This is a genomic window from Sphingopyxis sp. (genome assembly GCF_036402335.1).
Taxonomy (GTDB): Bacteria; Pseudomonadota; Alphaproteobacteria; order Sphingomonadales; family Sphingomonadaceae; genus Sphingopyxis.
Genome location: NZ_DASWTD010000664.1, coordinates 1 through 23,072 on the forward strand (window position 1 = coordinate 1; position 23,072 = coordinate 23,072).

Here is a 23,072-nt window from a genome sequence, read left to right on the forward strand (position 1 = left end):
GGAAAGGGCTTTCTTTCAGAAGCCCTCCTATTTCGCGATCGCATCGGATGGATTTTCCGGCTTCATCGTAGCGCAAGATTATCGTGCCCCCAATCAACGTCGCTGATCCATATCGATGACTCCGAGCCGAACCGTGCAACCTGCCGTCTTTTCGGCTTTCGTAGCGGCCCGCTCACATGCGGAGATCCTGGACGGCCGCAGCCTGGCTGTAACGCCAGTGGCCTTGGGCGCGGGAATGACGAAAAATAGAAGGTCGGTGCGTTCGCCTAAGGACAGGCTTGCACCACCCGCCCCGCAACGCCATAGCGCCGCCATGCACGATATCCGCCTGATCCGGGAAAATCCCGCAGCATTCGACGCCGGCCTCGCGCGCCGCGGCCTCGAACCCCTGTCCGCGCAAATCGTGGCGGCCGATGCGTCGCTGCGCGCGTTGCAGACCGATATCCAGGGCTCGCTCGCGCGCCGCAACGAGGCGTCGAAGCTGATCGGCCAGGCGATGGCGCAGGGCGACAAGGACAAGGCCGAGGCGCTGAAGGCCGAGGTCGCCGAGCTCAAGACCGCCCTTCCCGCCAAGGAGGATGCCGAGCGCGAACAGCTTGCCGCGCTGCAGGACATGCTCGCGGCGATCCCGAACATCCCGCTCGATGACGTCCCCGTCGGCGAGGACGAGGAAGGCAATGTCGAGATCGCACGGTGGGGCACCCCGCGCAGCTTCGACTTCGCGCCGCAGGAACATGCCGATTTCGCCCCCGCGCTCGGGCTCGATTTCGAGACCGCGGCGAAGATGTCGGGCGCCCGCTTTGCCTTCCTGAAGGGCCAGATGGCGCGCCTCGAACGCGCAATCGGTCAGTTCATGATCGATCGGCAGACCATCGACGCAGGCTATACCGAATGCGCGACACCGCTGATGGTCCGCGACGAGGCTGCTTATGGCACGACGCAGCTTCCCAAGTTTCGCGAGGACCTGTTCCAGACCACCGATGGCCGCTGGCTGATCTCGACCTCCGAGATGAGCCTGACCAACGCCGTGCGCGAGGAAATCCTGCCCGAGGCCGATCTGCCGATCCGCATGACCGCGCTCACCCCCTGCTTCCGTTCCGAAGCCGGGTCGGCGGGGCGCGACACGCGCGGCTATATCCGCCAGCACCAGTTCTGGAAGGTCGAGCTCGTCTCGATCGTCCGTCCCGAGGATTCGGACGCCGAACTCGAACGCAAGACGCGCGCCGCGGAGGCGATTCTCGAAGCGCTCGAACTGCCGTACCGCAAGATGCTGCTGTGTAGCGGCGACATGGGCTTTTCGGCGCGCAAGACCTACGACCTCGAAGTCTGGCTGCCCGGCCAGAACGCCTATCGCGAGATTTCGAGCTGTTCGACCTGCGGCGATTTCCAGGCGCGGCGCATGAACGCGCGCTTCCGCCGCGAGGGAACGAAGACCAACGAGTTCGTCCATACACTGAACGGCTCGGGGCTGGCCGTGGGCCGCACGCTCGTCGCGATTCTGGAGAATTACCAGCAGGCCGATGGCAGCGTCATCGTTCCGGCGGCGCTGCTTCCGTATATGGGCGGCATTACGAAGCTGACGCCCTCGACCAGCTAACCCCCGTCACCCCGGATCAAGTCCGGGGTGACGAAAAGAGAAAGAGCAAGAATGCGCATCCTCCTCACCAACGACGACGGCTATCACGCTCCCGGCATGGTGGTGCTGGAGGCGATCGCTCGGCAGCTCTCCGACGACATCTGGGTCTGTGCCCCCGCCGAAGAACAGTCGGGTGCCGGCCACTCGCTCACCCTGTCGCGCCCGGTGCGCATCCGCGAGCATGGCGAGCGCCGCTGGTCGTGCAGCGGCACGCCGACCGATTCGGTGATGATGGCGATCGGCAAGCTGATGCCCGAAAAGCCCGACCTCATTCTTTCGGGCGTCAACCGCGGCGCCAACCTTGGCGACGACATTACCTACTCGGGCACCGTCTCGGCGGCGATCGAGGGCGCACTCGCGGGCATCCGTTCGATCGCGCTCAGCCAAGTCTATGCCAGGGAAGGCATGGGCGACAGCGTGCCGTTCGAGGCCGCCGAAACATGGGGCTCGCAAGTGCTCCGCCCGCTGCTCGATCATGACATGCCGCCGCGGACGCTGATCAACATCAACTTCCCCGCGACCCCCGCTGCCGAGGTACGGGGCATCCGCGTGACGCGTCAGGGTTTCCACGATTACGGCCGCGGTTCGATCGTCGAGGGCACCGACCCGCGCGGCTATCGCTATTACTGGTTCGGCCTCCACGGCATCGAACACAGCCTTGGCCATGACAGCGACCTCGAAGCGATCGACGACAATTATATCTCGGTCACCCCGCTCCAGCTCGATCTGACGCACGACGCCTCGCTGGCAGCGCTGCGCGGCGCTTACGGCGGCTGATAAAATCTGAAATTCTGTTCCATATCGGGACAGAAGCCTAGCCATCGTCGATTTGCTTTGGCAAAGAGGCGCGATGGGGGGTGTTAACCATCGTATCTGGCTATTGTCGGGGGCGTTTCTGCTCGCGGGCTGCATTCCTGCGACCACCGCGCCCGCGCCGGCATCGCGCGCCGCACCACCCGCGGAAGAAATCGTTCGCGGCGATATCTTCGGCGGCGACGTCGTCGGTGCCGATCCCCGGCCGACCTGGACGCTGAAACCCGTTACCGCCAATGCCGTGCGCGTGACCGCGGGCGCATACACCGTCCGCCCCGGCGACACGCTGCGCGCGATCGGCGAGATGAGCGGCGCGGGATCCGAAGCCCTCGCGATCGAAAACGATCTGGCCGCGCCCTATACGCTGCACCCCGGACAACAGCTTCGCATTCCCGCCGGCCTCTATCACCGCGTCGCGGCAGACGAGACCGGTATCGGGATCGCCGCCGCCTATCGCGCCGACTGGGGCGAGATCATCACGATCAACGCGCTCGACGAGCCCTATATCCTCCGTGTCGGCCAGCGGCTCCGCTTGCCGTCCGACGCGCGCCCGGTGCAAGCCGGTCCGGTCGATGTCGGCGCACGCGCCGCCGCCTTCCGCCTCGACATCGACGATATCGCGACCGGCAGCCAGCCGGCGCTCGCCGCCAGTGGAAAGCCGAAGGCCGGCGCCGCCGCGCCGCGCAAACCCGTCACCACCGCAATCGCCGACCCCGCTTATTTCACCGGCCGCTTCGAATGGCCGCTCAACGGGCCGATCCTCGCGCGTTTCGGCCGGATCGCGCCCGGCAAGGTCAGCGACGGCATCAACATCGCCGCCGCCGAAGGCACCCCGATCCGCGCAACCGCCAACGGCATCGTCGCTTATGCCGGCGACCAGATCGGCGTCTATGGCGGGCTGATCCTGATCAACCATGGCAGCGGCTGGGTCAGCGCCTATGGGCATGCCGGCCGGATCGACGTCAAGCGCGGCCAGAGCGTACGCATGGGCGACGTCATCGGCCGCGCTGGCGCGACGGGTCAGGTCCAGACGTCGCAACTCCATTTCCAGTTGCGCAAAAATCGCATACCAGTCGATCCGATGAAGCAGTTGCCGCCCCGATGAGCCGTCGGCCGTCCGACAAGCTGAAAATGCCGCACATCTTTCGCCCGTTGAAGCGCGCGAGCAACTGGCCGATCTGGGCCGATGTCATCACCAGGCTCGGCGTCGCCTTTTTCCTGATCGCGATCGTCGTGCTCGTCCACTGGATCGACCGCGCCGGGCTGAAGGACAGCCACGACGGCCAGATCAGCTTCCTCGATGTCGTCTATTTCACGATGATCTCGGTCACCACGACGGGATTCGGCGATATCGCGCCGGTGTCCGACCGCTCGCGCCTGATCGAGGCAGTGATCGTCACCCCGATCCGCATCGCGGTGCTCTTTATCTTCGTCGGCACCGCCTATAATTTCGTCCTCAAGCGCACATGGGAAAAATGGCGTATGGCCCGCATCCAGGCAAAGCTCACCAACCATATCGTCGTGCTCGGCTATGGCATCAGCGGCAGCGAAGCGGTCAAGGAACTGATCGCGCGCGGCACCGACCCCGCGTGCATCGTCGTGATCGACCAGTCGGGACCCCGCATTGCAGAGGCCGAAGCGGCGGGCTGCAACGTGCTGCAGGGCGATGCGTCGAACGACGACACGTTGATCGACGTCCAGATCGCCAAGGCGCAATCGGTCCTCGTCTCGGCGGGCCGCGACGACACGTCGATCCTGATGGTCCTGACCGTCCGCCACCTCGCCCCCGAGGTACCGATCAGCGTCGTCATCCGCGCGCAGGACAATGAACTGCTCGCGCGGCAGGCGGGCGCGAACAATGTCATCAACCCGGTCAGCTTTACCGGACTGCTGCTCGCGGGCTCGGCGCAGGGCGCGCATATCGCCGATTATATGGCCGATCTCGCCGGCATCGGCGGGCGGGTCCAGCTACGCGAACGGCCGGTGGCGACCGAAGAGGTCGGGCGCAGCCTCGACCAGCTGGCCAGCGGCGGACGCGGCCTGCGCATCTATCGCGGCGGCAAGCCCTACGGCTTCTGGGAACCCGAAGCGCAACAGCTCCGGCACGGCGACCAGATCGTCGAGGTCGTGAAATGCGAGGAATGCGAAGCGAGCGTGGCGGGCGGTTAACCGCGCCAGTAAAGCCAGCCGGCCCAGAGCCAGCCGACAATCAGCAGCGTACCGCCGATCGGCGTCACCGCGCCAAGCCATCGCGGCCCGCCCAACGCCATCGTATAGAGGGTGACGGCAAACAGGGCACCGCCCGCGAGCAACATGATCGCCGGACCGCGCGCGACGCCCATGATCGCCAGCGCCGCGACCGCGTGGACCAGCTGGTAAATCCCGCCGGTGCGCAGCCATTCAGCCTCCTGCGGCCCCGATGCGCCATGCGCGCCGAACGCGCCCGCCGCCACCGCAACCGCCGCCGAAATAGCCGCAAATACGCCAATCATGTTCACCACCCTTGCAATGCCGTGTCGATGCGGCGAGCTATAGGCGGACAATAGGGAGAAGGCGATGCCCCGCGACACCCCGCTTCCCGAAGGACTGAGGCCGCCGAGCCGCCTCGCGACGCTCGGCGAACTCGCGCTGCCGCTCGACATGCTGCGCTACGGCCTGTCGGGCTACCACCTCATCGGCGCGCCGCGCGGAGATGGCCGTCCGGTAGCGCTCCTTCCCGGCTACGGCGCCAGCGAATTGTCGATGCGCCCGCTGGAGGCATATCTCCGCCACCTTGGCTATCATGTCCGCGACTGGGGTATCGGCCGCAATCGGGGCCGCGTTGCTGCCGACGTCGAACGCTTTGCGGCGCAGGCGAGCGAGTGGGCCAAGGCCGATGGCGCGCCGCTGACCCTCATCGGCTGGAGCCTCGGCGGCGTCATCGCCCGCGAAACCGCGCGCGCGCACCCGCATCTCGTCCGCGAAATCATCACCATGGGTAGTCCGATCATCGGCGGCCCCCAATATACCGCGCTCGCACAGCGTTTCTCGGGCCGCGATTTCGATGCGATCGAGCGCGAAATCCACGCGCGGAACCTCAAGGGCCTCACCCAGCCGCTGACCGTCATCTACTCCGACCGCGACGGCATCGTTGGCCCCGACATCGCCGTCGACATCTACAATTCGCAGGCGCGGAACATCAAGGTCGACAGCACGCATCTGGGGCTCGGCATCAACCCGCGCGTGTGGCGGATCGTCGCGGATACGCTGGCGGGGAAGAGCTAATTGTTCCCCCGCGAAGGCGGGGGCCCCGAACATTGGAAAGCGACAGTCGCATTGGCGCACTCTGGATCCCCGCCTGCGCGGGGATACACGCGGTGGTGACAAACCGCAAAAAATCCCCTATGCGCCCCGCCAATCATGACAGTCAAAACCCTCCCCACCCAGCCGAAGGTCGGCATGGTTTCGCTCGGCTGCCCCAAGGCGCTCGTCGACAGCGAACGGATTCTGACCAAACTCCGCGCCGACGGCTATGGCCTGTCGCCCGATTATGCCGGCGCCGACGTTGTGCTCGTCAACACCTGCGGCTTCCTCGACTCGGCGAAGGAGGAAAGCCTCGAGGCGATCGGCGAGGCGATGGCCGAGAATGGGCGCGTCATCGTCACCGGCTGCATGGGCAATGAGGCCGAGGTCATCCGTGCGCGCTTCCCGAACGTGCTCGCGGTCACCGGCGCGCATCAATATGAGCAGGTCGTCGACGCCGTCCACGACGCCGCGCCGCCAACGCAGGGGCCGTTCATCGACCTCGTCCCCGAGGGCGGGCTGAAGCTGACCCCGCGCCACTACAGCTATCTGAAGATTTCGGAGGGCTGCAACCACAGCTGCTCCTTCTGCATCATTCCCGATCTCCGCGGTAAACTCGTCAGCCGCCGGATCGACGCGGTGCTGCGCGAGGCCGAAAAGCTCGTCGCGGCGGGGACCAAGGAACTGCTGGTGATCAGCCAGGATACCTCGGCCTATGGCGTCGACATCCGCCACGACCCGCGCCAGTGGCACGGCCGCGAGGTGCGCGCGCATATGACCGACCTCGCGCGCGAACTCGGCCAGCTCAAGACCAGCGAAGGCCGCGCCCCGTGGGTGCGCCTCCACTATGTCTATCCCTATCCGCACGTCGATGCGGTGATCCCGCTGATGGCCGAGGGACTGCTGACCCCCTATCTGGACATCCCCTTCCAGCACGCGAGCCCGAGCGTCCTCAAACGCATGAAGCGCCCGGCGAACGAAGCGAAGGTGCTCGAACGGCTCAAGAGCTGGCGCGCGATCGCGCCCGACATTTCGATCCGCTCGAGCTTCGTCGTCGGCTTCCCGGGCGAGACCGAGGCCGACTTCCAATATCTGCTCGACTGGCTCGACGAAGCGCAGCTCGACCGCGTCGGCGCCTTCCGCTTCGAACCCGTCGCGGGCGCGCAGGCGAATGCCCTCGACGACCAGGTGCCCGAAGAAGCCAAGGAAGAGCGCTACCAGCGCATCATGGCCAAGACCGCCGCGATCAGCACCGCGAAGCTCGAAGCCAAGATCGGCCGGACGCTCCCCGTGATCATCGACGAGGTCGGCGACGCGGATGAGGACGGCAGCATCGGCGCGACGGGTCGCTCACAGGCCGACGCACCCGAAATCGACGGCCACGTCTACCTCCGCGACGTCGCCGCGACGCTGAAAGCCGGCGATATCGTCGATGTCGAAATCGAGGATGCCGACGAGCACGACCTGTTCGGGGTGGTCGCGGGCTGACGCATATATTGGAACGGCTTTTACTGTTCGATGTTACCTAGGGAACATCGAACAAAGGCCGTACCATGCACGCCAGGTCATTTGCTGCACTGCTATTGCTCGGATCGCTCGCCGCCTGCGATCGCAAGACCGAGGTTGAAGCTCCACCACGCGCAACCGACGAAGCCCCATCCCCGACGCAGAAATCACTGATCGCGGTGCCGATCAACGCCAGCACCGCCTCGCTCAAGACCGCACTCGAACGCGCAGTGCCGAAGACGCTGTGGACGATCAACAGGCGCGAGCGCGCCTGTGTCCAGCCGCAGCGGGTCAAGGTTCTCGGCAGGAAGGTCAAGGTCACCCCGCCGATCGCCTGCACGATCGTCGGCCAGGTGACGCGCGGGCCGCTCCGGTTGCGCGGCGAAGGCGACGAAATCGTCGTTGATATGCCACTCCATGCGACGGTCGCCGCACGCGATGTCGGTGGAGTGCTCAAGGGCGAGACCGCAACCGGCGCCGCTATGGCGCATGCCCGCGTCCGCATCGAACTGACTCCCGACTGGCGAACGCAGGGCAAGGCGCGGATTAGTTACGGATGGACCAAGGCGCCGGGGATCGATTTCCTCGGACGCCGGATCACCTTCACCGACGAAGCCGATGCCAAGCTCAAACCGGTGGTGCGCGATGTCGAACGCGAAGTGAACCGCGAAATCGCAAAGATCGATATTCGCAAACAGGCCGCCGACGTCTGGCGGCAAAGCTTCACCGCGCTCGAGCTCAACCACGAAAATCCGCCAGTATGGATGCGCGTGACGCCGCAGCGAATCCTGTACGGCGGCTACCGGATCGACGGGCAGCGGATGAGCCTCGATCTCGGGCTGGAAGCGATCACCGAGACCTTCGTGTCGGGCCGTCCGTCCGACCCCGCGCCAACGCCGCTACCACGGCTGGTTCGAGCAATTCCGAAGCCGCATCTCGACGTGCGCGTGCCTGTCATCGCCGATTACGCCCAGCTTCAACCCGTCGTCGACCGCGCACTCGCAAAACGGTCGCTGCGGCCTTTCAAACTGACGAAGGTCGGCCCGATGATGGTCAAATTCGGCAAGTCGACAATCTACGGCGCCGAAGGCGGCCGGATTGAGGTGGGGGTCGACGTCGACGCCAAGCTCGAGATACAATCGGGCGAGCCGACGCGCGGGCGCATCTGGATGACCGCGATCCCGGTTAACAGTCCGGGGTCGGCCAAGGTCTATTTCACTGACCTCGTCATCAATGGCGATACCGACGGTGTGGGCGGCGACCTCCTCATACTCCTCGGCCGCAGCGAAGGTTTCGCGCCGCTGATCGCCGAGGCGCTGACGCAGAATTTCACCCGCGATCTGGGTGAGTTGCAGGGCAAGATCAAACGCGCGGTCGACCAGCGGCGCGAGGGCGCCTTTGTGATCCGAACCCGCATCGACAGCTTCCAGATCGGCGAGATCAAGGCTTATGGCAACGGCCTCTATCTCCCGGTACGGATGGTCGGTGGCGCCAGCGTCGATTACCGCCCGCGGTGACACCGGCAGTGCAGTTCATATGAAAGGTTCAAAGATGCGGTCGAACTTGGTCCCTGCGCTTCTCGCCTCCGCCCTATTGTCCTGCCCCGCCATGCTGGCAGCGCAGATTGTGGGCGAACCCGTCGTAGCCTCGGAAAAGGGCATATGGATCGGAAATCTCGACCTATGCCGATCAGACCCGGTTAAAGCGGTAGCGGGGATCGAGACCCTTAGCGGATTGCCTATCGTCAGCATCACCCTCCCCGCATCGCTTCACGGCGCGTTGGAAAAATTGACCACCGCAAATATCGGCAAGCCGCTGTCGATCCGTGTCGACGGCCGGATCGTGAGCGAGCCTTATGTCAACGAACCGATCGTGAATGGGGAACTCCAGATTTCCGGCATCGATCAGGCCGAGGCCGACCGCATCGCTGCGGCCCTTCAAGGCTGCTCTGAGGAAAAGACTAGAACAGCCGGGTAATCCCGTAGAAAGCCGCCGCAACGATCGCGCTTGCCGGGATGGTGATGAACCACGCCGCGACGACATTGCCCGCGACGCCCCAGCGCACCGCGCTCGCCCGGCGCGCGACGCCGGCGCCGATGATGCTGCCGGTGATCGTGTGCGTCGTCGACACCGGGATGCCGAGCAGGCTGGCGGTGAACACCATGATCGACCCGCCGGTCGAAGCGGCGAAGCCCTGATGATGCGACAGCTTGGTGATGCGCCCGCCCATCGTCTCGATAATCTTCCACCCTCCCGACAGCGTACCCAATGCGATCGCAATGTAGCAGCTGAACGCGACCCAGTGCGGCACATGGAATTCGCCGCCGAGATAGCCGGTCGAATAGAGGAGCACCGTGATGATCCCCATCGTCTTTTGCGCATCGTTCAGCCCGTGGCTGATCGAATAGGCTGCGGAAGAAAGAAGGTGCAGCCGGCGGAATGTCGTCTCGGCGAATTTGGCGGTCGCACGGCGCAGCGCCCAACTGCTGACGAGCATAACCAGCATCGCCAGCATCATGCCAAGCAAAGGCGACAGGAAGATCGCGATGACGGTCTTGTTGAGCCCGGTCCATTCGATCCCCTCAAACCCGGCGTGTGCGACACCCGCGCCCACGATCCCGCCGACGAGCGCGTGGCTCGATGACGACGGGATGCCCTTCAGCCAGGTGACGACGTTCCAGAACATCGCGCCGACCAACGCGCCGAACACCACGGCGGGGGTTACCAGATCCTTGTCGATGATCCCCTTGCCGATCGTCTCGGCGACCTTGTGCAGTTCGGGAAAGATGATCGACAGGAAATAAGCGGCAAAATTGAAAAAGGCGGCGAAAAGCACCGCCTGCACCGGCCGCAGCAACCGCGTCGCGACGACGGTCGCGATGCTGTTCGCGGCATCGTGGAGGCCGTTCAGGAAGTCGAAGGCCAGCGCGAGGATGACGAGACCGACGAGGAGCGGAAAAGCGAGTTCGTGCATAGCTGGTTCGCTCTGACCCTATAGGACCGTTCGTGTCGAGCGAAGTCGAGACACCCATCGGCCTCGCGCCATATCGATGGGCATCTCGACTTCGCTCGATGCGAACGGGTTCTTTGCGGATGGCATGATTGTCGATTGCTTATGCGTGGTCGATGACCAGACCGTCGATTTCGTTCGCGACATCCTCGAAACTGTCGGTGACGCGTTCGAGATGACGGTAGAGTTCGCGCCCGATCAGGAAGCGGACGCTGTTCGATTGCCCATGTTCCTTGAACAGGCGCTTGAGGCCCGCGGCATGGATTTCGTCGGCATGGCCTTCCATCCGCACCAGCCGTTCGGTCAGTTCGTGAAGGCGCACCGCATTCGCCGAGATATTGCGCAGCAGCGGCAGCGCCTCGGCGGTCAGCCGCGCCGCGTCGACGATGATCCCGCCGATGTCGCGCATTTCGGGTTCGAATTCGGTGACATCGTACAGATCGACCGCGCCCGCGGTCTTCTGCATCTCGTCGATCGCGTCATCCATCGAGGCGATCAGGTCGGTGATCGCGCTGCGGTCGAACGGGGTCAGGAAAGTGCGGCGGACGGTCTGCAACACTTCGCGCGTAATCGCGTCGGCGTCATGCTCGCGCTCGATGATTTCCTGCACATGGTCGGCCATGCCCTCGCCGCCCTGCAACATGCGCGACAGCGCGTTCGCGCCGGCGACGAGCGTCGCGGCGTGGCTTTCGAACAATTCGAAGAAATTCCCCTGTCGCGGCAGCAAACGCTGAAACCATGCGAACATCCAGCTAACCCCTGTCTTGTCTGCTACATTGTGGGCGCCCCCGCGCGGTTGGGCGACGGCGCGGAAACCGCCATCGCCGAACGAGCGGATCAGCGCCTGCAAATCGGGTTCTTCCACGGCCGACGCGGCATCGCGGAACGAGAACCATTTGCGGTCGCGTTCGTCCATTTCCTTCCAGTCGGCGAGCTCGTTGGTCACGGCGAGCGGAAAAACTTCGACGTTGTACATGATCGACGCGCCGTTTGCGCGGCGCTTCCTGTATTCATAGCTGCCGATCGGCGTCGGGCAGACGGCGCCGATCACGCCCGCCTCTTCCTCGGCCTCGACCGCAGCGGCGGCGTGGCGCGTCATTCCGCTTAGCGGATTGCCCTTCGGTACCACCCAGCGTTTCGTCTCGCGCGACGTGATCAGCAGGATTTCGGTGGGCCCGTCCTGCGCCGGGCCGCCGAATCGATAGGGAAGGACAGCGATCTGGCGCAACTTGGTCAGTCCCTTTCATGGGGCAAGGCGGCGGCGCGGCCGCATGGTCATAGATTGAGCTTCGCCTCTATGACGGTTTTGTGACAGTCACAAGCGAAGCTGCGCTCGCTACCCGCACTTTCCGTAAACGTCAATTCGATTGCAAAATGCAACGTGGTGCGTAAGCTGTGTCCAAACATGGTCGGGAGACAGGATAATGGCAGGTACGGCGACGATAGAACGCCCCGCGGACGCGAAAGCTGCACCGGTCGATCAGGATGTGCTGATCGTCGGCGCGGGAATTTCGGGCATCGGCATGGCGGTGCATTTGCAAATGAACTCGCCCGACCGCAGCTTCGCCCTCGTCGAGCGCCGCGAACAGCTTGGCGGCACCTGGGATCTTTTCCGTTACCCGGGCATCCGTTCGGACAGCGACATGCACACGCTCGGCTTTGTCTTCGAACCGTGGAAGCATGAAAAGTCGATCGCCGACGGCCCCTCGATCCTCGAATATCTGAACCGCATCGTCGACGAGCGTCATATCCGCGAGCGCATCCGCTTCGACAGCAAGGTCGTTGGCGCCGACTGGGATAGCGCCGCCGCGCGCTGGACGGTGACGATGGAGGACAGCAAGGGCGCGAAATCGACCACGACCGCGCGCTGGCTCTATCTCGGGTCGGGCTATTATGACTATGACGAGCCCTTCGACGCCCAGTTCGCGGGTCGCGAGGATTTCCAGGGCCAGATCATCCACCCGCAATTCTGGCCGAAGGATCTTGATTACAAGGACAAGAAGGTCGTCGTGATCGGATCGGGCGCAACCGCGGTGACCATCGTCCCGTCGATGAAGGAAGCCGCCCACGTCACGATGCTGCAGCGCACGCCGACCTGGTATTTCATCCGGCCAGCCAAGGACGGGTTCGCCAACTTTCTCCGCAGGTTCCTGCCCGAAGAGCTCGCGTACAAGATCACGCGCTTCAAGAATGTGCGGCTGCAGGACATCGCCTTCCGCCGCGCACGCGCGAAGCCCGAGAAGGTCAAGGAATTCCTGACGAAGAAGCTGCAGGCGAGCCTCGGCGACCGCTACGATGCCAAGGCCTTCACCCCGCCGTATAACCCTTGGGACCAGCGCCTGTGCCTCGTTCCCGACGCCGATTTCTTCGAGGCGATGAAGGCGGACAAGGCGTCAGTCGTGACCGATCATATCGAGAAGTTCGATGCGACGGGTATCCAGCTGAAGTCGGGCCAGCACCTCGATGCCGATATCATCATCACCGCCACCGGGCTGAAACTCGCCGTCGCCGGCAAGATTCCCGTGCGCGTCGACGGTGCGCCCGTCGATTGGCACGATCATTTCTATTACAAGGCGTGCATGTTCTCGAACGTGCCGAATTTCTCGGCGGTGTTCGGCTATCTCAATGCAAGCTGGACGCTGCGCGCCGACATCGTATCCGAATATGTCTGCCGCGTGCTCAACCATATGCGCGACACCGGAACCACCGTCGCCACTCCGGCGCTCGCCGATCCGTCGAGCCTCGAAGAGGAAAATGTCTTCGATTTCTCATCGGGCTATATCCAGCGATCGCTGCACATCATGCCCAAGAGCACGGTCGCGCTGCCCTGGCGGCTCAGCCAGAATTATGTGCAGGACCGGATCGACATGCGCACCGGCGCGATTGCGGACGGCATTCTGACGTTCGGCAATGCACGTGCGGTGGCAGCGGCTCCCGCCGAGCTCGAAGCCGCCGAATGACCGTCAGGCGGCGCGTTTCGCGCGCCGCCGCCGGATCAGCCAATAGATCAGCCCGCCGATTGCGAGCAGCACGATCGGAACGATGATCCGCAGCGCCTTCACCCCCGCCTCATATTGATCGATGAACAGCAGTGCATCGGGACGGGTCGCGCTGCCGACGACATTCCATTCGGTGATCTGGAGCGGCGCGTCGTTCTGTGCATAGAAGCGTAGCGATACCGTCGTCCATTTGCCTTGGCCGGTTCCGACCATGACAACCTCTTCCTGTCGCTCCTTGAGCCCCGGCGTGACGTTGGTCTTCCAGCTGTAATTGGCGATCTGCCACGTCGCTTTGCCCACAGGGCATTCGCGTGGCAGCATCGGCGCAGCATCCGTTGCCGATGACGCAATCTCGGGATGCATCTGGCTCGTCATGCTTGCCGGGTCGGTGCAAAAGCGCTCGCCGATCGCGAGCAATTCCTTCTGCCGCTCGGGCTTCACCATCTTGTCGAGCGCCGTTTGAAAGCTGCATCCGCCCAACGCGAACAGCATCGCCGCCGCACAGACCGCACGATAGAAATTCCCCATCGTCTTTCCCCCACCGATGACCTTCGGCCGAGGATGGCGGATCTGGGCGCGACAATCCAGCCCTGCAAGTTCAGTCGGCGTGTTCGGGCTTGCCCTTGGTCGAACCCTTGGCGAAATCCTCGAGCTGTTTCTCGCTCATGCTGTTGGCCATCTGCTTCGACGCGCCTTTCAGCTTCGACCTGGGGGTATCGCCGCGCTTGGCGCTGAGCGCGGCACCGGCGGCTTTCTGCTGGGCTTTCGATTTTGCTGGCATGGTCTGTCTCCTTGCCCGCCCGTTAGCCATTAACGATCGTGCCGCCGTTGGGATGCAACACCTGACCCGACATATAGCTGCTGTCGTCGCATGCGAGGAACAGGAACGCGGGCGCGACCTCATTGGGTTCGCCGGGACGCTTCATCGGCGTGCTTTCGCCAAAGGTTTCGACCTTTTTCGCGGGCGCGCCGCCGCGCGGGTTCAGCGGGGTCCAGATCGGGCCCGGCGCGACGCCGTTCACGCGAATCCCCTTGCCCACCAGATTCTCGCTGAGTGACCGGGTGAAGGCAGTGATCGCGCCCTTGGTGGCGCTGTAATCGAGCAGCCCCTTCGACCCCTGATACATGGTGATGCTGGTGCAATTGATGATCGCCGTGCCTTTTTTCAGATGCGGCAGCGCAGCCTGGACCAGATAGAACATGCCGAAGATGTTGGTCGCGAAAGTCTGCTGCAATTGTTCGGGGCTGATGTCGCGGATGTCTTCGGCCGGATGCTGTTCGCCGGCGTTATTGACGAGGATGTCGAGACGGCCGAGCTTGTCGACCACCTGCGCGACGATCTTTTCGCTTGCCCGGGCCTTTCCGACATCGGCCTTGATGGCGATCGCACGGCGCCCCTCGGCTTCGACGATCGCGGCGGTCTCGACGGCATCGGCGCGGTTCTCGAGATAGACGATCGCTATATCAGCGCCCTCGCGCGCGAAGAGCGCACACACCGCGCGGCCGATGCCGCTGTCGCCGCCGGTGACGATCGCGACCTTGCCGTCGAGGCGCCCCGATCCCGGATAGCGCGGTTGCCATTTGGGAGCGCGATCGAGGTCAGCTTCCCGATCGGACGGCGGCTTGGCGATCGTCTTCGCGCTGCCCACATCGCGGCGCAGCGTCGCCGCCGCGCTCCGCTTGCCTTTCTTTTCCTTTTCGCTTTCGCCGACCTTTCCGGCCTTCGGCTGCTTCGCCATGCCCTTGTCCTCGGATTCAGTTGATGGGAAGGAAGTCGCGCGCAAACTCGTCCTTGACGGCCTTGGCAAGCGCGCCGGTCACCGGCACGTTGATCTTGTAGCTGCCCTCGGCAAAGGGCCCGACCTCATAGGGTGCGATCGCGATCGTCATGCGGTCGAGGAAGCGCCCGTCCGACGAGCCAAGCCACACCGTCTGCGCAGAGGCCGGCGGGCATTTGGCGAAGGGGCTGTCCGGCGCTTCGTCGGCGGTGATGCCCTTGGCCGCCTTGGCGCGCTTGATACCGGCGCAGAAAGCATCGCGGATCGCGGCGTCGAACGCCTCGCCGCTCTTGAACAGGTCGAGCGGTTTCAGCCGTTTGCGGCGGTTGCGGTCCCAAAGCAGCGTATCGAAATTCGTCATGCCATGCGCGCCGCCCATATAGGTTTCGATTTCGGCCGACAGGCTGAGGAAGCGCGGCGTGCTCGTCACGCGCTGCCACGTCTGCAGGTGGCTGTGGGGGCGATAGGGGAATTCGCCCTTGTCCGCCGCCGCCTTGTCACGCTGCGCCGCGGCGATCAGCGCGTCGCGCTTCGTCGTCCGGTCGCCGTCGAGCCACGCGGCAAGTTCGGGGATCGCCGCGGCGTCGCGCGGATAGGCATAGGCGAATTCGATCAGGTCGTTCTTTTCCTCGACGTTCGACGCCGGGGCGTTTTTGGCGGCGATATCGGCCGCCCCGCCGGGCGGCGCGCCGGGAACCGAAGCGGCAGCCACCTTGTCCGCCTGCGTCGGTTTCTCTTCGGAGCAGCCGGCGACCAGCATGGCTACGGCGACGAACGAAATGGCATTTTGCCAGGGCTTTGTGATTGTCATGCAGGCATAACGCCGGGAATCGACAAAATATCCCGAGCGGCCTAGCACCATGCGCATGACCGACTATTCCGACCTGATCCAGCCCGACAAGGGACAGGACGCCCGCCCGATCCACGTCGTCGACAAGAAGAGCTACGACGGGTGGCTCAAGGGTCGCAGCGCGCGCGAACGCGCCCACCTCGCCGCGGTCGGATTCAAGCCCGATGCTTTCGTCCATACGATCCTGCCCGGCGACGATCCCGAGAAATGGGCCGTCGTCACGACCGTTGCGAACGCCGAAAGCCTGTCGGCATGGTGCCTCGCCAAGCTCGGGCAAATCCTTCCCGAAGGCCGCTACCGCGTCGAAGGGCAGCAGCCGGGAAAGGCACTGTTCGGATGGATGAGCGCACAATATCGTTTCGACGCCTATAAATCGAAGCCGCCCGCGAAGGGTCCGCGCGTGCTGCTGACCAGCGACGTCGGGGCGATCGCGCCGCTGGTGGCAGAGATGCACGCAACGGCTCTCGTCCGCGATCTCGTCAACACGCCCGCCGCCGATATGGGACCCGCGGCCATCGAAAAGGCGGCCGAGCGCATCGCCAAGGCGCACGGCGGCAAGCTGACCGTCACCAAGGGCGAGGCGCTCGAGCAGGGCTATCCGATGATCCATGCCGTCGGGCGCGCCGCGGCGAAGCACCACGCACCGCGGCTGATCGAAATCGAATGGGGGAAGGACAGCCATCCCCGCGTCGCGCTCGTGGGCAAGGGGATCAGCTTCGACAGCGGCGGGCTCGACATCAAGCCTGCGGCGGGCATGCGCCTGATGAAAAAGGACATGGGCGGCGCGGCGCATGCCCTCGCGCTCGCCGAACTGGTGATGGCGCGGGGCCTGCCGGTGCGGCTCCACTGCCTGGTCGCCGCCGCCGAAAATGCCATCGCCGCCGACGCCTTTCGTCCCGGCGACGTGTTGAAGAGCCGGCTGGGCCTGACGGTCGAGATCGGCAACACCGACGCCGAAGGGCGACTGGTGCTCGGCGATGCGCTCGCGAAGGCGGGCGAAGCCAAGCCCGAGCTGATCGTCGATTTCGCGACGCTGACCGGCGCCGCGCGCGTCGCGCTCGGCCCCGACCTGCCGCCGCTCTTCGCCAACGACGATGCGCTCGCCGATGCGATGCTGGCGGGCGGGATCGACCGCGACGACCCGCTGTGGCGAATGCCGCTCTGGGACGGTTACGCCGACCTGCTCGAAACCGATATCGCCGACCTCGGCAATGCCGGCAGTTCGCCCTTCGCCGGCACGATCACCGCCGCACTGTTCCTGAAGCGTTTCGTGCCCGAGGGCGCGCTATGGGCGCATCTCGACACCTTCGCCTGGCGCCCCTCGGCCAAGCCCGGGCGTCCGAAGGGCGGCGCGGCGCTGGGACTTCGCGCCGCATGGGCGATGTTGCAGGCGCGGTACGACCGGCGCGGGAAAAGCTGAACATCTTGATAAAGCCCGCCCTGCTGGTCTAATGGCGCGCGATTGTCCGCACCTTGCGGACGTCGGGTTTCAACAGGACGGCCAGTGACAGCAGAGAGCGGTGAAAATTCAGCGGCCAATCGCGTGCGCATGGGGCGTCCCGGTGCCGCCGGCGCGGGCCGCGATCGCTTCGGCCTGACCGGCACGTCGCAGGCGTTCGATCCGCGCGTCGTCGCGATCCGCCCCGACCTAGCCGATATCGCCGTCGCGGGAACGCATTTCGCGCCGCACTATGCCGCGCCGATGATGCGCAGCGGCGTATTGCCTGCCGCATCGCTGCGCGCAGCGCCGTCGGTCGACGCCGACCAGACGAGCGAACTCCTGTTCGGCGAAGGTTTCGCCCTGCTCGACCTCACCGGCGGCTGGGCTTGGGGCTATTGCCTCGCCGACCATTATGTCGGCTATCTTGCCGCCGAAGCGCTCGCCGCGCCGATCGCGCGCACGCACCGCGTCGCGATGATCGAGGCGATGCTGCACAGCGATCCCGATGCCGCGAGCGGCGGCCCCGCCGTCCTGCCGCGCGGCGCGCTGGTCATGGGCGAGCCCCAGGGCGAATGGCTCGCAACCTCGCACGGCTATCTGCCGCTGGCGGCGCTCGTCGAGGTCGGCGCACAGGACGGCGACCCCGCCGAGCTCGCCGAACAGATGATCGGCACGCCCTATGTCTGGGGCGGCCGCACCGCGAAGGGCATCGATTGCTCGGGCCTTGTCCAGCTCGTCTGGAGCGCGGCGGGCGTCCAGCTGCCGCGCGACAGCGACCTGCAACTCGCCGCGCTCGGCGCCGACAAGGATATCGATCCGGCAGCGCTTGAGCGCGGTGACCTCGTCTTCTTCCCCGGCCATGTCGGCATCATGGCCGACGAACGCACCATCATCCACGCCAGCCGACGATGGATGGCGGTGAACAGCGAACCGCTGGCCGACGTGATCGCGCGCTCGGCTGCAAAGGATCATGATCCGCCGGTGAGCGGATATAAAAGACTGCGATAAATCATGGTGCAAACGGTTTTCATCGACGGCGCGGCGGGGACGACGGGCCTCGAAATCGCCGAGCGGCTTGCCGGCCGGAGCGAGTTCGCGCTCGTCACGCTGCCCGACGCCGAGCGCAAGGATGCGGCGCGCCGCGCAGAAGCGCTGAACGGTGCCGATTTCGTCATCCTCTGCCTGCCCGATGCCGCGGCGATCGAAGCGGTCGCGATGATCCGCAACGATCGCACAAAGGTCATCGACGCGTCGACCGCGCACCGCGTCGCGCCGGGTTGGGCCTATGGCTTTCCCGAACTGAGCGCGGCGCAGCGGGGCGCCATCGCCACGTCAACCCGGGTGAGCAACCCCGGCTGCTATCCGACAGGCTTTCTCGCGCTCGTCGCGCCGCTGGTCGCCGCGGGAATCGTCCCCGCCGATGCGCGGCTCAGCGTCAATGCGGTGTCGGGCTATTCGGGCGGCGGCAAGGAATTGATCGCGCGCTTCGAGGCCGAACCCGATATCGGATTCCGCAGTTACGGGCTGTCGCTGAACCACAAACATGTGCCCGAAATGCAGCAAGGCGCCGGGCTCGTCCACGCGCCGCTGTTCGCCCCGGCGGTCGTTCCCGTCTACCGCGGGATGCTCGTCGAGGTGCCGCTCAGCTTCGATACGCCGACCGCCGATACGGCATTCGACGCGCTCGCGGCGCATTTCGAAGGGTCGTCGCTCATATCGGTCCGCCGCGGCGATGCGAACGAATTGCTGCTGAGCCGGACCGACGAAGCGACCGACCGGATGGACCTCACGCTCTTCTCGGATTCCGCCGGCCGTCAGCTCCGCCTCGTCGCGCGGCTCGACAATCTGGGCAAGGGCGCGAGCGGCGCGTGCGTCCAGAATCTCAACATCATGGCGGGATTGCCCGAAACAGCGGGACTGCGGCTGTAAGGTCAGTGCACCGTGTCGAGGATGTCCTCGACCGACAAATAGGTGATCAGCCGCTCGATCTGGCGCCAGCGCGCGAAATGGACGTGGTTGCCGAGCACGCGATATTGCTCGGCGCGCGCCGCCGCCGCGAATCCCGCTTCTTCGCCGTGCATGCTGATCAGCGCATGGGCATCCTCGACCGCGGCGCGATCGGTGAGAAAAGGTGCGGGCAGGTGCATGGAATTCCCGGTCCGTTGCGTGGAACCGACCTGTTACACCCTGCCCCTCACCGCCTCGTTCCCAACCGTGATGAACAACCGGGTAAGGTTAATGAAAGACCCTCGACGATTAACCCTTTGGAGGTCCATCCAACCCCCTTTGACGCCGCGCTTTGCCCGTGTAGACAGGCGTCATGCGCAAGATCCTGAAATATGCCGCCCTCGCCCTGCTGCTCCTGCTGATCGCGGGGGGCATCACGCTCTACGTCATGTCGCGGCCCGACGTGGCGCGCTTCTCGACCGCCGAGCTCAGCGGCCGGGTACCGGTGATGGCGTCGCAGCGCACCGAAACCTTTCCGACGGTGAACGTTCCCGAGGCGACGAGCTGGCCGGCGGGACAGGCGCCGCGCGCCGCGCAGGGCCTCGCGGTCGCACGCTTCGCCGAGGGGCTCGACCATCCGCGCACGATGCTGGTGCTCCCCAACGGCGACATACTCGTGGCGGAATCGCAGAGCCCGCCGCGTGACACGTCGAGTGTCGAGGGCAAGGTCATGGGCAGCCTGATGGGCAAGGGCGGCACCGGCCGCCGCCCGTCGGCGAACCGTATCACCCTGCTGCGCGATGCGGATGGCGACGGCAAGGCCGAGGTCAAGACCGCCTATATCACGGGTCTCAATTCGCCCTATGGCATGGCGCTGGTCGGCAGCACGCTCTACGTCGCCAACACCGACGCGCTGCTCGCTTTCCCCTATGTCGCGGGCGAGACGAAGATGAGCGGCAAGCCCGCAAAGATCGTCGACCTGCCGGCAAAGGGCACCAACCGGCACTGGACCAAGAGTCTCGCGGCGGCGCCCAACGGCTGGCTCTATATCGGCGTCGGCGCCGACAGCAATATCGGCGAAGCCGGCATGAACCGCGAGTTCCGCCGCGCCAGCGTGCTCGAGGTGCGGCCCGAACAGAAATATGTCCGGACCTTCGCCGCGGGTATCCGCAACCCCGTCGGCCTCGGCTTCCATCCCGGCAGCAACCGCCTGTGGACCGTCGTCAACGAACGCGACATGCTCGGCAGCGACCTTGTCCCCGATTATCTGACCGACGTCACCGAAGGTGATTTCTATGGCTGGCCCTGGTATTATTGGGGCGGCTTCATCGACCCGCGCGTCGAGCCCGAGGCCGAGGATCGCCGCCAATATGTCAAGCGCCCCGACTACGGCCTCGGCGCGCATACCGCGCCGCTGGGAATGACCTTCACGCAGGGTCTCGATCTTGGCGATCGCTGGGCGAACGGCGCGCTGATCGCGCTGCACGGGTCGTGGAACCGCGAACCCGTCGCGGGCTACAGCGTCGTGTTCGTCAAGTTCGGCGCCAACGGCAAGCCGCTCGACGCGCTGCCGGTCACGCTGCTCGACCAGTTCCTTGCCAGCGACGGCAAGACGACGCGCGGCCGCCCGGCCGACGTGAAGGTCGCGAAGGACGGTAGCGCGCTGGTCGCCGACGATACCGGCGGAGTGATCTGGCGGGTGGCGAAGGCCGGATAGGCCTGTTTCGTCATCCCGGCCAAAGCCGGGATCGCAGACGGTCGAAATCGAAAGAGCGGAGCCGGTTTCGGGCGTTTTCACGGGACACGCGACGTCCGAACGCTTAGCGGTGCGGACTTAAGTTTCTCGCTGCTCGACCGGCGCCAGATGTGCCGCAGGGCTATGTCAGCGGCGAATTAATCAAATATTGAGGATGTTTCGTCATCGATAGGTCATCGAATAAAGGGGGCCTATTCATGAAAATTCTGTCCAATGCACTGTTTGCGATCGTCATATTCGGTATCCTGACACCAGCGCCCGCGCACGCTTATTTGGACGGGGCGACCGTCAGCATGGCGCTTCAGGCCCTGACCGGCGCCGTCGCTAGCGTGCTTGTGTTCGGCAAAATCTACTGGTCGAGGCTCAAGGGCATTTTCAACCGTTCGAAGATCAGCGGGCAGGATTGAACCCATGACCTTTGAGGGTGGTTCTTTCCGCGACCCGTCCGGGCGCGTGTTGCGGCACGACAAGCGCATTTTGCGTGCCATTTTCGATGGCGGCGTCGTGCAATTTCGCGCAGCGAAGGACAGCGGCGTGCTCGACGAGATGATCGGGGACGGCTGGCTTCTCCCGGCGGATATCGTCTCGGGTGACGGGCTCGGCGATCTGGCTCCGGGCGTCGCCCAATGGCTCGAGCATCCCGTGCTCGATTATATTTCCTATCCTTATGAATGGTGCTTCTCGGGCCTGAAGGCCGCGGCGCTCCACCATCTCGATTTCCATATGGCGCTGCTCGCTCGGAACTTCACGCTTTCGGATGCGACCGCCTATAATATCCAGTTCCGCGGGACCAAGCCCGTATTCATCGATCATCTCTCGATCATCCCATATGACGAGGGGTCTGCCTGGGCCGGGCAGCGGCAATTTGGCATGCAATTCCTCAACCCCCTTTTCCTGTGGGCGAAAAAGGGGATTGCCCCGCACGCCTGGTATCGCGGCGCGCTTGAGGGGATCGCACCCGAAGATCTCGCTAAGCTGTTGGGATGGAGGGACCGGCTGTCTTTCACCGTCTTGGCGCATATCGTCGGACCTGCAGCATTCGAGCGCGACCGCGTTGCCGAGGGCCTGACCGGCAAGACGCGCCGCGAAGTCAAATTGCCCAAGCAACGCCTGATCGCAATGCTTACAAGCTTGCGCGACTATATTGCCGGCCTGGCGCTTCCGACGGAAAAAACCGTCTGGGACGACTATGCGGAAAACAACAGCTATGACGACGCGCGGCGCGCCGCCAAGCATGAGTTTGTCGCGAGCGCCGTCAACGGCGCCAATCCCCGCCTGCTATACGATATCGGGTGCAACAGCGGCGAGTTCAGCCGCACCGCGCTCGCCGCGGGGGCGCAAAGCGTCGTCGGGTTCGACTTTGATCTCGGCGCGTTGGAGCGCGCTTTTGCGCACAGCGACCAAGTGGGAGCACCGATGCTGCCGCTGTGGCTCGACGCGACGAACCCCAGCCCCGCGCAGGGATGGGCCAGCGCGGAACGCCGGGGTCTGTCTGACCGCTCCGATGCCGATATGATGCTCGCGCTCGCGCTGATCCACCATCTCGCGATCGCGAAGAATGTGCCGCTCGACATGGCGGTCGATTGGCTGATGAAGCTTGCACCCGCGGGCGTGATCGAATTCCCTTCCAAATCCGACCCGATGGTTCAGCAACTGCTGCGCCATCGCCCGGATATCTTTCCAGACTATACCGAAGACGCGTTCGTGCATCATGTCGAAGCGCGCGGCCGCATCGTCCGGCAGACAAGGCTCGCGGAAATCGGGCGGCTGATCGTCGCGTATGAGCGTCGCAACTGACGCATGAGAGAGGCGCTTGGCGTGCTGGCACGCTCCCCCATCGCCGGTATGCTTATCACGCTGATCGCGATGATGGGATATTGGAGCGGAAACCGGCTGCGTCTCGGGTTCGAAAGCGTCTGGCCCACTGCGCTGGCGACGCTGATCGGGACCCTGCTGGTCACCTCGCTGTTGCGCCTGATCTGCGGCAACTGGGCCCGGGCCGGCATTGCGGCGGCGATGACCGCCTTCTATTTCTTTTACATTCCCGCGCTCCT

Annotated in this window: 24 protein-coding genes; 16 read left to right on the forward strand and 8 right to left on the reverse strand. The window is 64.7% G+C overall.

Annotated features, from left to right (window positions below):
• Nucleotides 1-313 precede the first annotated feature (313 nt).
• The 4 genes from serS (at nt 314) to VGD20_RS21260 (ending at nt 4,618) form a co-directional block, all read left to right on the forward strand.
• Nucleotides 314-1,597: a serine--tRNA ligase gene (gene serS / locus VGD20_RS21245; RefSeq protein ID WP_331136359.1), complete on the forward strand. Its 1,284-nt coding sequence runs from the start codon at nt 314-316 to the stop codon at nt 1,595-1,597.
• Between the two features lie 51 nt (nt 1,598-1,648).
• The gene (gene surE / locus VGD20_RS21250) at nt 1,649-2,413 is read left to right on the forward strand and encodes a 5'/3'-nucleotidase SurE (protein ID WP_331136360.1); all 765 of its coding nucleotides are present in this window, start codon (nt 1,649-1,651) and stop codon (nt 2,411-2,413) included.
• A gap of 73 nt (nt 2,414-2,486) precedes the next feature.
• A complete protein-coding gene (locus VGD20_RS21255; protein ID WP_331136361.1) occupies nt 2,487-3,554 on the forward strand; it encodes a M23 family metallopeptidase in 1,068 nt (355 codons plus the stop codon).
• 26 nt (nt 3,555-3,580) lie between these two features.
• Nucleotides 3,581-4,618 carry a potassium channel family protein gene (locus VGD20_RS21260; RefSeq protein WP_414714608.1) on the forward strand — a complete coding sequence of 346 codons (1,038 nt, stop codon included), beginning with the start codon at nt 3,581-3,583 and terminating at the stop codon, nt 4,616-4,618.
• Here the strand turns inward: VGD20_RS21260 and VGD20_RS21265 are convergent.
• Nucleotides 4,615-4,941 (reverse strand): DUF423 domain-containing protein, encoded by a 327-nt coding sequence (locus VGD20_RS21265; RefSeq protein ID WP_331136363.1) that lies wholly within the window; start codon nt 4,939-4,941, stop codon nt 4,615-4,617. The two genes, VGD20_RS21260 and VGD20_RS21265, sit on opposite strands and share 4 nt — an antisense overlap.
• Before the next feature lie 64 nt (nt 4,942-5,005).
• On the opposite strand from VGD20_RS21265, the gene VGD20_RS21270 reads away from it, so the two are divergent.
• From VGD20_RS21270 to VGD20_RS21285, 4 genes are all read left to right on the forward strand, one after another.
• Nucleotides 5,006-5,713 (forward strand): alpha/beta hydrolase, encoded by a 708-nt coding sequence (locus VGD20_RS21270; protein ID WP_331136364.1) that lies wholly within the window; start codon nt 5,006-5,008, stop codon nt 5,711-5,713.
• A gap of 135 nt (nt 5,714-5,848) precedes the next feature.
• Nucleotides 5,849-7,219 (forward strand): 30S ribosomal protein S12 methylthiotransferase RimO, encoded by a 1,371-nt coding sequence (gene rimO / locus VGD20_RS21275; RefSeq protein ID WP_331136365.1) that lies wholly within the window; start codon nt 5,849-5,851, stop codon nt 7,217-7,219.
• Between the two features lie 65 nt (nt 7,220-7,284).
• Nucleotides 7,285-8,754 carry a DUF4403 family protein gene (locus VGD20_RS21280; protein WP_331136366.1) on the forward strand — a complete coding sequence of 490 codons (1,470 nt, stop codon included), beginning with the start codon at nt 7,285-7,287 and terminating at the stop codon, nt 8,752-8,754.
• A gap of 91 nt (nt 8,755-8,845) precedes the next feature.
• Nucleotides 8,846-9,214: a SecDF P1 head subdomain-containing protein gene (locus VGD20_RS21285; RefSeq protein WP_331136367.1), complete on the forward strand. Its 369-nt coding sequence runs from the start codon at nt 8,846-8,848 to the stop codon at nt 9,212-9,214.
• On the opposite strand, the gene VGD20_RS21290 is transcribed toward VGD20_RS21285, so the two are convergent.
• Together VGD20_RS21290 and VGD20_RS21295 are read right to left on the reverse strand one after the other, a co-directional pair.
• Nucleotides 9,198-10,211, reverse strand: a complete 1,014-nt coding sequence (locus tag VGD20_RS21290) for an inorganic phosphate transporter (protein ID WP_331136368.1) — start codon at nt 10,209-10,211, stop codon at nt 9,198-9,200. The genes VGD20_RS21285 and VGD20_RS21290 overlap by 17 nt on opposite strands.
• Before the next feature lie 139 nt (nt 10,212-10,350).
• Nucleotides 10,351-11,475: a DUF47 family protein gene (locus VGD20_RS21295; RefSeq protein WP_331136369.1), complete on the reverse strand. Its 1,125-nt coding sequence runs from the start codon at nt 11,473-11,475 to the stop codon at nt 10,351-10,353.
• A 196-nt stretch (nt 11,476-11,671) separates the two neighbouring features.
• Here VGD20_RS21295 and VGD20_RS21300 point away from each other — a divergent pair, with 196 nt between their 5' ends.
• Nucleotides 11,672-13,207, forward strand: coding sequence for an NAD(P)/FAD-dependent oxidoreductase (locus tag VGD20_RS21300; protein WP_331136370.1), 1,536 nt, complete (start codon nt 11,672-11,674; stop codon nt 13,205-13,207).
• Nucleotides 13,208-13,210: 3 nt separating this feature from the next.
• On the opposite strand, the gene VGD20_RS21305 is transcribed toward VGD20_RS21300, so the two are convergent.
• The 4 genes from VGD20_RS21305 to VGD20_RS21320 all read right to left on the reverse strand — a co-directional run bounded on the left by VGD20_RS21305 (nt 13,211) and on the right by VGD20_RS21320 (nt 15,835).
• Nucleotides 13,211-13,774, reverse strand: a complete 564-nt coding sequence (locus VGD20_RS21305; protein ID WP_331136371.1) for a hypothetical protein — start codon at nt 13,772-13,774, stop codon at nt 13,211-13,213.
• A gap of 70 nt (nt 13,775-13,844) precedes the next feature.
• Nucleotides 13,845-14,027, reverse strand: a complete 183-nt coding sequence (locus tag VGD20_RS21310) for a DUF3008 family protein (protein ID WP_331136372.1) — start codon at nt 14,025-14,027, stop codon at nt 13,845-13,847.
• A 22-nt stretch (nt 14,028-14,049) separates the two neighbouring features.
• Nucleotides 14,050-14,985 (reverse strand): SDR family oxidoreductase, encoded by a 936-nt coding sequence (locus VGD20_RS21315; protein ID WP_331136373.1) that lies wholly within the window; start codon nt 14,983-14,985, stop codon nt 14,050-14,052.
• Nucleotides 14,986-15,001: 16 nt separating this feature from the next.
• Complete coding sequence (locus VGD20_RS21320) at nt 15,002-15,835, reverse strand: DUF3298 and DUF4163 domain-containing protein (RefSeq protein WP_331136374.1); 834 nt, start codon at nt 15,833-15,835, stop codon at nt 15,002-15,004.
• A gap of 55 nt (nt 15,836-15,890) precedes the next feature.
• On the opposite strand from VGD20_RS21320, the gene VGD20_RS21325 reads away from it, so the two are divergent.
• The 3 genes from VGD20_RS21325 to argC all read left to right on the forward strand — a co-directional run bounded on the left by VGD20_RS21325 (nt 15,891) and on the right by argC (nt 19,244).
• A complete protein-coding gene (locus tag VGD20_RS21325) occupies nt 15,891-17,294 on the forward strand; it encodes a leucyl aminopeptidase family protein (RefSeq protein ID WP_331136375.1) in 1,404 nt (467 codons plus the stop codon).
• 129 nt (nt 17,295-17,423) lie between these two features.
• Nucleotides 17,424-18,323, forward strand: a complete 900-nt coding sequence (locus VGD20_RS21330; RefSeq protein ID WP_331136376.1) for a C40 family peptidase — start codon at nt 17,424-17,426, stop codon at nt 18,321-18,323.
• Between the two features lie 3 nt (nt 18,324-18,326).
• On the forward strand, nt 18,327-19,244 hold the full coding sequence (gene argC, locus VGD20_RS21335; protein WP_331136377.1) for an N-acetyl-gamma-glutamyl-phosphate reductase: 918 nt from the start codon (nt 18,327-18,329) through the stop codon (nt 19,242-19,244).
• A 2-nt stretch (nt 19,245-19,246) separates the two neighbouring features.
• On the opposite strand, the gene VGD20_RS21340 is transcribed toward argC, so the two are convergent.
• Nucleotides 19,247-19,462, reverse strand: a complete 216-nt coding sequence (locus VGD20_RS21340) for a hypothetical protein (protein ID WP_331136378.1) — start codon at nt 19,460-19,462, stop codon at nt 19,247-19,249.
• Nucleotides 19,463-19,635: 173 nt separating this feature from the next.
• Between VGD20_RS21340 and VGD20_RS21345 the strand changes: the two genes are divergently transcribed.
• From VGD20_RS21345 to VGD20_RS21360, 4 genes are all read left to right on the forward strand, one after another.
• The gene (locus tag VGD20_RS21345) at nt 19,636-20,979 is read left to right on the forward strand and encodes a sorbosone dehydrogenase family protein (RefSeq protein ID WP_331136379.1); all 1,344 of its coding nucleotides are present in this window, start codon (nt 19,636-19,638) and stop codon (nt 20,977-20,979) included.
• Between the two features lie 236 nt (nt 20,980-21,215).
• A complete protein-coding gene (locus tag VGD20_RS21350; RefSeq protein WP_331136380.1) occupies nt 21,216-21,425 on the forward strand; it encodes a hypothetical protein in 210 nt (69 codons plus the stop codon).
• 4 nt (nt 21,426-21,429) lie between these two features.
• Entirely contained in the window at nt 21,430-22,815 is a 1,386-nt protein-coding gene (locus VGD20_RS21355; protein ID WP_331136381.1) for a class I SAM-dependent methyltransferase, read from the forward strand.
• Between the two features lie 21 nt (nt 22,816-22,836).
• Nucleotides 22,837-23,072: hypothetical protein (locus VGD20_RS21360; protein ID WP_331136382.1), on the forward strand; the 236-nt coding region annotated here is incomplete at its 3' end.